The sequence below is a fragment of the Undibacterium sp. RuTC16W genome (assembly GCF_049339445.1).
Lineage (GTDB): Bacteria > Pseudomonadota > Gammaproteobacteria > Burkholderiales > Burkholderiaceae_D > Undibacterium.
In genome coordinates, this window is the sequence record NZ_JBMPPE010000110.1 from 1 (window position 1) to 297 (window position 297).

The 297-nt window shown below is 52.2% G+C and carries 1 protein-coding gene; it reads right to left on the minus strand.

Annotation, left to right across the window (positions count from 1 at the left end; translation table 11 throughout):
• Positions 1-297: phosphoenolpyruvate carboxykinase domain-containing protein (locus ACO0K4_RS19720; RefSeq protein ID WP_422958354.1), on the minus strand; the 297-nt coding region annotated here is incomplete at both ends.

The window sequence follows — 297 nt, forward strand, 5'->3', positions numbered from 1 at the left end:
TGCTCTTGCGTGAATTGCAGGCCGTCCCAGTTCAGGTCACCAAAGGTCGGTGTTACACCAAATACGTTTTCTACGCCGTTGGCTCCGCCTTCGATACGATCCAGCATCCACTTCAGTACGCGCATATTGTCGCCAAAGCCAGGCCAGACGAACTTGCCATTTTCATCGGTACGGAACCAGTTGACGCAGAAAATAGCTGGTTGTTTGGCACCAGCGGCTTCGATTTTCTTGCCCATGTCCAGCCAGTGCTGGAAATAGTCGCTCATGTTGTAACCCATGAACGGCAGCATCGCAAAC